Below are 11,629 nucleotides of genomic sequence, written 5' to 3'. Positions count from 1 at the left end.
GTTGTGAGGTGGCAAAAGCTTATTCAGAACGGCTTCGCGACGTTCAATGGTGGCCAGTTCCTGGCCGCCCACTGTAGGTTTTAAGGTGAAAAAATCATCGGACAACTATGCTGACACAGCGGGATTCGCATGCGCGTTTTTCTGGTGGCGTGATTTGTTGCGAAAGGATGCCAGGCATTTGAATTGATTGATAATTTCCATTTTCATAAAGCCATCCTTCCTGGAAAAACGAGTGCAGACGGCGAGTTATGCGTGTTTTTCTGGTTGACGTGCGCATTAATTTTGCGCCCAAAACGCCAAACCATTGAACTTCATGGATTGACGCTAACAGCATCCGGAAAAACACGCAACGGCTCTGGAAATACGGGCAAGTTTCTTCAGCGTTCTTTAGGCGAGCTGGATTTCAAGTGGGCGAACAAACGCAGGAAAGAGAGTGTGGCTGAGCGTTGCAGCTTAATGGTTATGTGCCAGCCTTGCCTCCGGCTGGCACCACTTTCCGCACTTATCTCATCGCGCCGCGTTGCGGGTTAAACGCCAGTACGGCCAGCAGGGTAAACGCCACCAGGCCGCCCGTGACGACCGCCAGGGCGGTGCCGTTGAACTGGTCGTAGAGGGCAAAACGGATCAGTTCGACACAAAAGGTGAACGGGTTGATGGTGCATAACCAGTACAGCCATTCGCTGGATTCCTGCATTTTCCACAGTGGATAAAGCGCTGACGACATAAAAAACATCGGGAAAATCACGAAGTTCATCACGCCGGCAAAGTTTTCCAGCTGGCGAATAAAGCTCGAAATAAACAGGCCAATTGCCCCCAGCAATACGCCGCCCAGCAACAGCGCCGGGGCGACCCACAGATACCCCATCAGCGGCGGTTGCACATCAAAGAACCAGGCGATGGCGAGGAATGCATACACCTGCGGCAGCGACACCAGTGAACTGGCGACCAGTTTGCACAGCAGCAGATACCAGCGTGGCAGCGGGCTCATCAGCAACACCCGCATGCTGCCCATTTCACGGTCATACACCATCGACAATGAGCTTTGCATGGCGTTGAACAGCAACACCATGGCGGCCAATCCGGGAGCGATATACACCTCGTAGGTAATGTAGGTTTCGTACGGCGGAATAATGGAGATACCGAGTGCAGCGCGAAAACCGGCAGCAAATACCGCCAGCCACAATAACGGCCGCACCAGGGCACTGAAAAAGCGGGTGCGCTGATGCACAAAGCGCAGTAATTCCCGATGCAGGATACCGGCAAATGCATGCCAATAGGCGTTGATACTCATGCCGCCGCTCCTTTTTTAGCGGTGAGGCTGTGGAACGCCGTCACCAGATCATCGGTACCGGCCAGTTCACACAACTGACGGGCACTGCCATTGGCTAACAGACGGCTTTGGTGCAGCAGCGTCACCGGATCGTCGTTATGGATTTCTTCGATCAAATGGGTAGACCAAAGCACGGTTACCCCCTGTTGGACACACAGGCTGCGAACATGCTGGTTGATTTCAATACGTGCGCGAGGATCAAGCCCAACCGTGGCTTCGTCGAGTAACAACAGATCAGGGTGATGGAGCAGGGCGCGGGCGATTTCAACCCGGCGACGATGGCCGCCGTTGAGTGCCCGTACCTTGCGATCAAGGGCATCCAGCATATCGACTCGGCGCAACTCTTCCTCTATACGGTTTTTGCGTTCGGTGCGCCCGATTCCATGCAGAGCAGCATGGTAGTGCAGGTTTTCAGCCACGCTGAGGTCGAGGTCGAGGCTGCTTTGCTGAAACACCATACCGATTCTGCCGAGCACGGCCGCAGGGGAACGGCGCAGGCTGACACCATCGAGCAGGATGTCGCCATCCTGCAGTTTGAACAAGCGGCTGATCAGAGCAAATAGCGTGCTTTTGCCAGCACCATTAGGGCCGAGCAGGGCATGAAATGCGCCGCGTTCGAGATTAAAACTGACATTATCCAGCGCCCGTTTGGACGGGTAACTGAAACCGATGTCCTGCACCTGCAGCAGGGGAGATGTTGCCTGATTCATGCTCAGTCAGCCTTGACGGCCAGTCCCCATGGGTAACGGCCAACCTTGATGGATTTGACCACCTTGCGTTTTTCCACATCAATCACGGATACGTCACCACTGATGCCGTTGGTGGTCAGCAGCAGTTTTTCATCCGGGCTGAATGCCATGTGCCAGACGCGACGGCCCACCAGCAGGTAATCGATCACTTTATAGGTTTTGGCATCGACAACGGCAATGTGGTTGGCAGGGCCCAGGGCCACAAATGCCAGTTTGCCGTCCTGGCTCAGTTCAACACCCACCGGTTGTACCTTGTCTGGATGAATGCCGCGAATTTCAAAGTTGATCTTGTGGGTAATCTCTTTGGTTGCCACGTCAATAATGGCGACGGTTCCGCCAATTTCCGAGCTGGCCCACAGTTCCTTGCCATCATGGCTGAAAACGACGTGGCGCGGGCGCTGGTCGACCTTGGTGTTGTGTACCAGATGCTTCTGTTCGGTATCAATCCAATGCAGCATGCTGGTTGTTTCGGATGTATTCACGGCCAGTTTGCCATCCGGGCTGACGGTCATGCCTTCAGGCTCGACACCCACTTCAATCTGGGCGGTGACGGAGCGACTATCAACATCCACCACTGTGACGATGGCATCTTCTTCGTTGGCGATATAGAGGTGTTTGCCGTCAGGATGCAGGGCAAATTGTTCCGGGTCTTCACCGGATGGCAGGTTCTCGATCACTTTTTTAGTGGCGAGATCGACGACCTGTACGGTGTCATCATCACTGGCACAAACATACAGTTGAGTCTGGTCCTTGCTCAGGGTAATCCCACGGGGACGTTGGCCAACCTCAATGGTCTCCACTACTTCCAGAGTCTTCAGGTCAATTACCGAGATGCTGTTGTCTTTTTCGTTGGAGACGTAGGCCACGTCTGCCATGGCAGTCCCGGCGGACATGGCTGGCAGCATCAGCAAGCTGAGGGCCAGACGGCGCATGGTCAGGTGTTTCATTATTTTGCTCCGGATTCACTGATACGGCACTGGCTCTCCGGCTTGTCGTAGCCCAGGGTATCCAGCTCATTGGTTGGGTGCAGATAACCTTCCTGAGGTGACTGCGAAATCAGGGCGCGAGGCTGCACCAGTTCAATCGGTTGACGCATCTGGCCGTTCCAGTCGCGGAACGTCAGCTTGCGCCCCTTGAAGCCTGCGAACTGGAAGTCCTTGTTGAGCAGGAAGTTGCGCATTTTCGGCCCCGAGTTGTCGGCGCCCTGACTGAGTGCTTCACCGACGGTGCGAACCGCTGCCCAGGCGGCATAATCCACTGAGTTCATCCAGCGATTGGCCTGTTTTTCAAAACGGCTTTGCAGTTGTGCTGCGCCCCATTGTTCGACGGCACGGTGCCAGGCGACCGGCGTCAGGCCCTGGGTTCCTACCACTGGGCGCGGATACCAGGTGTTGTAAAGAACGTATTCACCAAAATCGCCTTTCTCATCGGCAACGATGACCACATCGTATTCGGTGGTCTGAGTGAACAGCGGCACTTCGGCCTGGGCGCTGCGGCGCAGGTCGGAATCAAAGGTCCAGTCTTTTTCGGCAACAATCTTGCCACCAAAGCGTTTGGCAGCCCGACGGATAGCATCGGCGTACAGTTTGTCTTCAGGGCGAGTTCCCGTAATCAACAGCCAGCGTTTGAGTTTTTTACTGATCAGCCACTGTGCCAGCGCATCACCGAGCATGGCGCGGCTTGGCAATGTGTGCAGGACGTTGGCGCTGCAGTTGCTGATGCGCAGCGAGTCATCCGGGCTGCCAGCATTAAACAGCAGCACGCCGGTATCCGAGAGTTGTTGCGCAAGGGTTGTCAGCTCGGCGGCGGGCAGGTTCACGACCAGGTACTGAATGCCCTGATCGGCCCACTGGCGCCCCTGGGTAAACAGTGCCTCTTTATCCGTGCTGACCAGTTCTTTTACGTCATAGTGAAGCCCCAGAAAACGGCCACCGGCGTTGTTGTCAGAGATGCCAACACGAGCTCCTTGCAGGCCGCTGTCATCCGGATCGGGCAGAATGTTGGACAATAATGGCGGCTTCGGTAGCTGCAGCTGCAGGTAACCAATCTCGATATTGCGGATTTCGGTATCGGCTGCCGAGACCGTCATGGGTAATAGTAGGGAAACGGCCAGAAGCGTGAACAAACGCTTGCAAAGGGACATGTAGGCTCCGGTCATTTTTGTCATTGTTGTTGAGCAATTGCTGAGAGTACGCAGTCCTTTAGGGAGTGAGGTATAGCCAATAAGTCGTTGGTATTTAGTACTCTCGTACTATGTTGATCTGATGGGGAAATCGGGCAATCTCACCGTCGCCGCGCACAACGCTGTGTCGCGGTCTATTCTCTAAAGACTATACCGGTTCTTCCTCCCTTGCTCCCACTCTTTATGGACTGCTGCCAAACGGTGGCAACACTGGACGTTTGCGGGTAGTACCAAGGTACTGAAAACCGGCTACCAAAGTGTTCTGTGGCCCGTTTTAAGGCATCTCTAGAATGCTCGTCAGAAAATAACAACAGCAGGTACTTGATAATGAAAAAGCTGGGTTCTGCAATCCAAGGTTTGGCCGTTGCGGGCTTCATGTTGGCTTCCGGTGCTGTATGGGCACACGGTGACGTTACTCCACAAGCTGTAGACACTTCTGGTCTGGAGCAACTGGGTACCGAATGGCGTGACGAAAACCCATACCGTGGTAACCCACGTGCCATTGAGATCGGCGAATCTGCTTACGCCCAGAACTGTGCCCGTTGTCACGGTCTGGAAGCCATCTCCGGTGGTATCGCTCCTGACCTGCGTAAACTGGAACCGGGCGTCGATGGTGACGAGTGGTTCAAGTACCGCGTTCAGAACGGTGCTGTGCGTAATGGTGTTCCTTACATGCCGAAAATGGCTGACTTCATCAGTCAGGAAGGTTTGTGGGCAATTCGTTCATGGCTTGACACCAAGCACGTGGATGAGTGATCTGCAAAAGGTCCCGGGCAAGCAGCGCAGTGCCAGTATCACTTCCCTGTTGGTGATATTGCTCTGCTTGCCACTCCTTTCTAACGCCCGCTCCCTGGATGATGTCCAGGCGAGCGGCGTTGTCAGTGTTGCTGTGTATCGGGATTTTCCACCGTATTCATGGGAAGACAATGGTGTAGCCAAAGGGATTGATGTCGAAATCGCCCGTGCTATTGCCAAATCGCTTAACGTCCAGCTGCAATTGCACTGGATGGTTCCAGACGAAAGTCTGGATGACGATCTTCGTAACCACGTCTGGAAGGGGCATTACCTCGCTCGCGTTGAGGATGGCTCGATGCTCAAATTCGATGTTGCTGATGTGATGCTGCGGGTCCCCTATGATCGCGAATATGCGTTCAAGGTTGATCAGGACGGCCGTGTAATCAACGATCTCGTGCATTTTTTTGCACCGTACCAGAAAGAGTCCTGGGCTCTGACGATTGATAACCAGCAGGTTGAGTCAATCGAGAATCTGGCGCGTTTCCAGTACGACAAAGTGGGTGTCGAGATCGACAGTTTGCCTGACTTTTATTTGTCCGGTGCATTCCGCGGCATGTTGCGTAACAACGTTGTGCACTTCACAACCACTCAGGACGCCATGAATGCCATGGGGAAAGGGGAGGTAGCCGGTGTGATGGGGACAAAGTCCCAGGTCATGTGGGGGGTTACCCAGTTTGAAAATCCTGGCCAGTATGTGCTGGCTGATATCCCGTTCCCGAATCTGGTAACGCCAGTATGGGAAGTGGGCATGGCGGTCAAGGATGATCATCGCGATCTTGCGTATGCTGTAGAAGATGCTGTGACCGAAATGGTTCACTCCGGTCGTATGGCTGACGTATTCAAGGAGTACGGAACTGCCTATACACCGTCATCCCTATTCGAGACCAAGTGACAATCCTGTCTTGAACCGCGTGTGTGTTACTCCAATCCCGCTTCGGCGGGTTTTTTTTTCTATGCTTTTTGAGGCTGATGAATGCGTCGATTACCAGTGAAACGGGCGCTTCAGTCGTGGTCTGGAATCCGGATTCCTTCTACTACCTGTGTAGGAAAATTGCTACCAAGGCACTAGGAAACCAGTTCCCAGGTCGGATTGGCCGAAAATGGGTCTGAACCAACAATGATGCAGTCTCTGGTTCTCTTGCCAGTGCAACCTGTGTCTGCTGTTCTCACTCGTGGCGACGCAGTGGCTCCTACACGAATAATAAAATCCTTCCAAGGAGAAAATAATGAAAATTAAGTCTTTCGGCTTGAAGGGACTGGCGCTCTCATCTCTGGTTGTCGCCATGACCATGGCCAGCTCCGCCCAGGCTGGTGTGACTGACCAGGATATCCTTGCAGACCAGGACACCAGCGCTGACGTAGTCAGCAACGGTATGGGCCTGCGCGCGCAGCGTTACAGCCCTCTGTCCAAGGTAAATGCTCAGACCGTTCAGGATCTGGTTCCAGTGTGGGGTTTCTCCTTCGGTGGTGAGAAGCAGCGCGGTCAGGAATCCCAGCCAATGGTTAAAGACGGCGTGATGTACGTTACCGCCTCTTACTCTCGCGTATTTGCTATCGATATCAAGACTGGTGAAGAAAAGTGGCAGTACGACGCTCGTCTGCCAGAAAACATCATGCCTTGCTGTGACGTGATCAACCGTGGTGTTGCTCTGTATGACAACCTGGTGATCTTCGGTACTCTGGATGCCAAACTGGTTGCTCTGGACAAGGACACTGGTAAGACCGTATGGAAAAAAACCGTTGCTGACTACAAAGCCGGTTACTCCATCTCTGCCGCTCCTATCGTGGTTAAAGGCAAGGTAATCACCGGTGTGTCCGGTGGTGAATTCGGTATCGTTGGTAAAGTAGAAGCTTACGATGCCAAGACCGGTGAAGTGGTTTGGAGCCGTCCTACCGTTGAAGGCCACATGGGCTACCTGAATGGCAAGGAAAACGGCATCACTGGTGGTCAGGCTAACAAGACCTGGACTGGTGACCTGTGGAAGTCTGGTGGCGCAGCTACCTGGCTGGGCGGTACCTACGACGCTGACACCAACCTGCTGTTCTTCGGTACCGGTAACCCGGCTCCATGGAACTCTCACCTGCGTCCTGGCGACAACCTGTACTCTTCTTCCCGTCTGGCCATTGACCCGGATACCGGTGAAATCAAATGGCACTTCCAGTCTACTCCGCATGACGGTTGGGACTATGACGGCGTGAACGAAGTAATCGCCTTCGATTACCAGGAAAACGGCAAAACCATCAAGGCAGCTGCTTCTGCTGACCGTAACGGTTTCTTCTACGTTCTGAACCGTACCAACGGTGAGTTTATCCGCGGCTTCCCATTCGTGGACAAGATCACCTGGGCTAAAGGTCTGGACAAGAAAGGTCGTCCAATCTACAACGAAGAATTCCGTCCAGGTAATCCTGCTGATGCCAAAGACGGTGCCAAAGGTAAGACTGTAGTCGCTGCTCCTTCTTTCCTGGGTGGCAAGAACTGGATGCCAATGGCCTACTCTCCAGACACCGGTTACTTCTACGTACCGTCTAACGAGTGGGAAATGGACATCTGGAACGAACCAACTGCATACAAGAAAGGCGCTGCCTACCTGGGTGCTGGTTTCACCATCAAACCGATTAACGAAGATTACATCGGCGTACTGCGTGCAATCGATCCGAAGACCGGTAAAGAAGTATGGCGTTACAAAAACAACGCTCCTCTGTGGGGTGGTGTAATGACCACTGGCGGCGGTCTGGTGTTCACTGGTAACCCAGAAGGCTTCCTGATGGCGTTCGATGCCAAGACTGGTGAGATGGTTTACAAGTTCAACACTGGTTCCGGTATCGTTGGTTCTCCAATCACCTGGGAACAGGATGGCGAACAGTACGTGTCTGTTGTTTCCGGTTGGGGCGGTGCAGTTCCACTGTGGGGCGGCGAAGTTGCCAAGCGTGTGAAGGAAATCAACCAGGGTGGTACTGTCTGGACCTTCAAACTGCCTAAGCGTCACGAAATTGCTGCCAAGTAATTGGCACTCTGCTTGACCTGAGCAAAGCCGGGCTGATGCCCGGCTTTGTTTTTTGGGAATTATTCCCAATTCTTCCAGACCCCATTTCTCCTTCTGGCGATGAATAGTCATGTGTCACGGTTGTCCTGACAATAATGTCAGGAGGTGTCGCTATGAACATTCTGATCGTGGATGATCACGCCATTATGCGCCACGGCTGTCATGCGTTATTAAAAGACCGTTTGCCCGACATTGATGTACTGGAAGCGGATAGTGCTGAAGCGGCGCTGCAATGTTTGCGTCAGACGGATGTTGCTCTGTTATTGCTGGATATTGCTCTACCCGGAATGTCCGGATTGGAGTTGTTGCTGCGTTTGCGGCAACGGCAGAGTCACCTCCCAGTCCTGTTCTACAGTATGTTTGACGAGAACTCGATGATTCGTCAGGCGCTGGAAGCCGGTGCTAACGGTTATCTGTCGAAACGCAGTGGTCCTGCCGTGTTATTACAAGCGGTGCGTACTGTGCTGGCCGGAAATATTTTCCTCGAACATCAAATATCCATGCGCTTGTTGATACCATCGGTATCAGGGGTTCGTGGTCAGTTATCAAATCTGACCGCTCGTGAGTTCAGTATTCTGGTGCAGTTGGCGCAAGGGAATCCGACACCGGTTATCGCTGATAATCTGCACCTGAGCATCAAAACGGTTGCCAATAATCTATCCATGATCAAAGGCAAACTGGGTGTTGGGAGTATGACTGAGCTGATTCATCTGGCGCTGGCTGAAGGTCTGGCTGGCCATGGTGGTGTTACTGCCAGCTCTTTTGCCAGTTCAGAGGACATCCCTGACAGCCGTCCATATTGATGTCGAGGAAGGTGGCATAGTGAATCCTTGCGCCACGCATGTCGGCTCCCTGCATGTTGCTGCCGGATAACTTGGCTTCTTGCAGATTGGCACTGTTCAAGCGGGCATTCTGGAGGTTGAGTTTGTTGGCCCAGGCCATTTCCAGGTCGGCGTAAGCCAGTGTGCTGTTGCGAAAATTGGCACCGGTGATACGCGCGAACTCCAGATTGGCGCCACTCAGGTCCGCTCCTTCGAGATTGGCCCCCTGAGCAAATAGTGACCAGCCTTGGATGGCTTGCAGCTGTGCGCCCTGCAATTGCGCCCGACGGAGATTGGCGTGACGCAGGTCGGCACGGCTGAGCTGGCAGTTTTTGAGGCTGGCACCTTCCAGATTGATATTTTTCAAGACGCTGTGGCGCAGATCGCAGTTATCGAGCTGTGCATTGCTGAAATCCGCACCGGACTGATCCAGATGGGCGAGATTAGCCCCGCGTAGATCAACCCCTTGGCATTGAGTACCGGGTTCCAGCACACAACCGTTAAGGATCGGTGCATTGTCCTGATCATCTTTCTGGCGTTGCTCTGCCTGCTCTGATGCGTTGCTGGTTGTGATATCCGCAGCATGGGTTGGCACAACAAACATGGCGGTCAGCAGAGTGGCAATCAGCCTGGATTGTATGAATAACGAGTCGTGCATGATATGGGCTCCTGCTGCCGTCACTGTGGCCGTGGGGCAGGCTGACAAGAACGTGGGTAATGACAGGCTGAAACGAGGCAGCCTGGCTGCCTCGTAACACCTTTGTATTGAAAGTTGGGGAATTAGTGGCTGGCTACGGACTTGTCCCATGACGGTAGTTTGAATACCCAGAAGGAACCACCCTGTGGAACCGGCTTGGTCAGGTCTGCCATATCTCCGCCCCACAATGGAACTGCACCGCCGTAGCCGGATGTCACGCCAATGTACTGCTCACCGTCCATTTCCCAGGTGATTGGTGGCGATACGATGCCGCTGCCGGTCTGGAATTTCCACAGTTCCTCGCCGTTTTGGGCATCAAAGGCTTTCAGGAAGCCATCTCCTGTGCCGGTGAAAATCACGCCACCTTTAGTCGCCAGAACACCAGACCAGAGTGGCAGCTTCTCTTTGTGTTCCCACACAATCTTGCCGTTGGTCGGGTCAACCGCGCGCAGGATGCCTACGTGGTCTTGGTACATTTTCTTGATGCGGAATCCCATACCCAGATAAGCGCCACCTTTTTTATAGGCCAGGTGTTCGGTCCAGTAGTCTTCTTTCCAGTGGTTGCCAGGTACATAGAACAGGCCGGTATCCTGGCTGTAAGCCATCGGGTTCCAGTTTTTGCCACCCAGGAATGGTGGTGATACCTCGACAGCTTCACCACGTTCTTTACCTTCTGCAGGCTTGGGTGGACGTTGGCCAGCGACTTCTATCGGACGACCTGTTTTGGGATCAATGCCCTTGGCCCAGGTGATGTTGTCAACAAACGGGAAGCCACGGATAAACTGGCCGTTTTCGCGGTTGACCACATAGAAGAAACCGTTACGGTCGGCGTGGGCGGTGGCTTTGACGGTTTTGCCCTGGTCCTGGTATTCAAACAGTACCAGCTCGTTGTTGCCAGAGAAGTCCCAGGCATCGTTCGGGGTGTGCTGGTAGAACCACTTTACTTCACCGGTGGACGGGTCAACGCCAACCTGACCTGAGGTATAGAGGCTGTCGTATTTTTCCGGCTTGCCATCCTTGCCAGTACGCGCCCAGCCGTTCCAGGGCGCTGGGTTACCGGCTCCCACAATGATGGTGTTGGTTTCAATGTCAAAACTGGCGCTTTGCCATGGTGCGCCACCGCCGTGGCTCCAGGCCTGAACCTTTCCGGTCGGAGAGTTTGGATCATCCGGCCATGATGGTGCTTTGATATCACCGGTTGGGGTGCTTTCCTTGCCGTTCAGACGGCCCATATGACCTTCTACAAACGGACGCATCCAGACTTCTTCGCCGGTTTCCGGATCACGCGCGAACAGTTTACCGACCACTCCGAACTCATCGCCGGATGAGCCGTGAATCATCAGCACCTTGCCGGATTTCTGGTCTTTGATGAAAGTGGGCGCACCGGTCATGGTGTAGCCTTCCTCGTAGTCACCAAAGCGCTTTTTCCAGATCTGTTTACCGGTGTCCTTGTCGAGGGCAACCACTTGGGCATCGAGAGTTCCGAAGTAGATCTTGTTGCCATAAATTGCGGCGCCACGGTTGATGACGTCGCAACAAGGACGAATGCCTTCAGGCAAACGTGCGGAGTAGCTCCATTTTTTGGCACCGGTTTTGGCATCGATGGCGAAAATGCGTGAGTAGGACGCTGTTACGTAAATGACACCATCGTGAACGATGGCCTGGCTCTCCTGACCGCGCTGTTTTTCATCACCAAACGAGAAAGACCAGGCAGGTACCAGCTTTTTGACGTTTTCGGTGTTGATGTCGGTCAGTGTGCTGTAACGCTGGGCTTTGGGCCCCATTCCGTATGCCAGAACGTCGGCAGGCGTGTTGGCATCGTTGGCGATATCGTCCCAGGTGACGGTGCTGGCACAGGCCTGGGTTGCGATTCCCAGCGAGATCGCCAGCAGCGCAGAGCGCAGCAACGATGGACCGGTCGGTTTGGTTTTCATAACAGGCATCCCTTGATTGTTGTTAGATGAGGTTGGATGCTCAGCTCTAACTGAGTCGCAGCTATTGTCGGCAGATG

General features: G+C 53.8%; 11 protein-coding genes. 5 read left to right on the top strand and 6 right to left on the bottom strand.

Annotation, left to right across the window (positions count from 1 at the left end):
* The first annotated feature begins 183 nt into the window (after positions 1-183).
* Complete coding sequence (locus OUO13_RS00760) at positions 184-531, top strand: hypothetical protein (RefSeq protein WP_283171935.1); 348 nt, start codon at positions 184-186, stop codon at positions 529-531.
* Here the strand turns inward: OUO13_RS00760 and OUO13_RS00755 are convergent.
* Genes OUO13_RS00755 through OUO13_RS00740 form a run of 4 tightly spaced genes read right to left on the bottom strand, consistent with a single transcriptional unit; the run spans position 503 to position 4,222 of the window.
* The gene (locus tag OUO13_RS00755; protein WP_283171934.1) at positions 503-1,291 is read right to left on the bottom strand and encodes an ABC transporter permease; all 789 of its coding nucleotides are present in this window, start codon (positions 1,289-1,291) and stop codon (positions 503-505) included. The two genes, OUO13_RS00760 and OUO13_RS00755, sit on opposite strands and share 29 nt — an antisense overlap.
* Entirely contained in the window at positions 1,288-2,040 is a 753-nt protein-coding gene (locus tag OUO13_RS00750) for an ATP-binding cassette domain-containing protein (RefSeq protein WP_283171933.1), read from the bottom strand. The genes OUO13_RS00755 and OUO13_RS00750 overlap by 4 nt, the downstream gene beginning before the upstream one ends.
* Positions 2,041-2,042: 2 nt before the next feature.
* Positions 2,043-3,026, bottom strand: a complete 984-nt coding sequence (locus tag OUO13_RS00745) for a YVTN family beta-propeller repeat protein (protein WP_283171932.1) — start codon at positions 3,024-3,026, stop codon at positions 2,043-2,045.
* Complete coding sequence (locus OUO13_RS00740; RefSeq protein ID WP_283171931.1) at positions 3,026-4,222, bottom strand: ABC transporter substrate-binding protein; 1,197 nt, start codon at positions 4,220-4,222, stop codon at positions 3,026-3,028. The genes OUO13_RS00745 and OUO13_RS00740 overlap by 1 nt, the downstream gene beginning before the upstream one ends.
* Positions 4,223-4,588: 366 nt before the next feature.
* Between OUO13_RS00740 and pedF the strand changes: the two genes are divergently transcribed.
* From pedF to OUO13_RS00720, 4 genes are all read left to right on the top strand, one after another.
* Positions 4,589-5,017, top strand: coding sequence for a cytochrome c-550 PedF (gene pedF, locus OUO13_RS00735; protein ID WP_283171930.1), 429 nt, complete (start codon positions 4,589-4,591; stop codon positions 5,015-5,017).
* The gene (locus OUO13_RS00730) at positions 5,010-5,948 is read left to right on the top strand and encodes a substrate-binding periplasmic protein (protein WP_283171929.1); all 939 of its coding nucleotides are present in this window, start codon (positions 5,010-5,012) and stop codon (positions 5,946-5,948) included. The genes pedF and OUO13_RS00730 overlap by 8 nt, the downstream gene beginning before the upstream one ends.
* A gap of 334 nt (positions 5,949-6,282) precedes the next feature.
* On the top strand, positions 6,283-8,061 hold the full coding sequence (locus OUO13_RS00725) for a PQQ-dependent methanol/ethanol family dehydrogenase (protein WP_283171928.1): 1,779 nt from the start codon (positions 6,283-6,285) through the stop codon (positions 8,059-8,061).
* A gap of 152 nt (positions 8,062-8,213) precedes the next feature.
* On the top strand, positions 8,214-8,903 hold the full coding sequence (locus tag OUO13_RS00720; RefSeq protein WP_283171927.1) for a response regulator transcription factor: 690 nt from the start codon (positions 8,214-8,216) through the stop codon (positions 8,901-8,903).
* Here OUO13_RS00720 and OUO13_RS00715 read toward each other — a convergent pair.
* Positions 8,848-9,579: a pentapeptide repeat-containing protein gene (locus OUO13_RS00715; RefSeq protein ID WP_283171926.1), complete on the bottom strand. Its 732-nt coding sequence runs from the start codon at positions 9,577-9,579 to the stop codon at positions 8,848-8,850. The two genes, OUO13_RS00720 and OUO13_RS00715, sit on opposite strands and share 56 nt — an antisense overlap.
* 122 nt (positions 9,580-9,701) lie before the next feature.
* Entirely contained in the window at positions 9,702-11,552 is a 1,851-nt protein-coding gene (locus tag OUO13_RS00710; RefSeq protein ID WP_283171925.1) for a methanol/ethanol family PQQ-dependent dehydrogenase, read from the bottom strand.
* Positions 11,553-11,629 lie beyond the last annotated feature (77 nt).

It is taken from the genome of Parathalassolituus penaei (assembly GCF_026626885.1).
Classification (GTDB): Bacteria; Pseudomonadota; Gammaproteobacteria; order Pseudomonadales; family Oceanobacteraceae; genus Oceanobacter; species Oceanobacter penaei.
The sequence above is the reverse complement of the archived record's forward strand: the minus strand, read 5'-3'. Positions and strand labels throughout refer to the sequence as shown.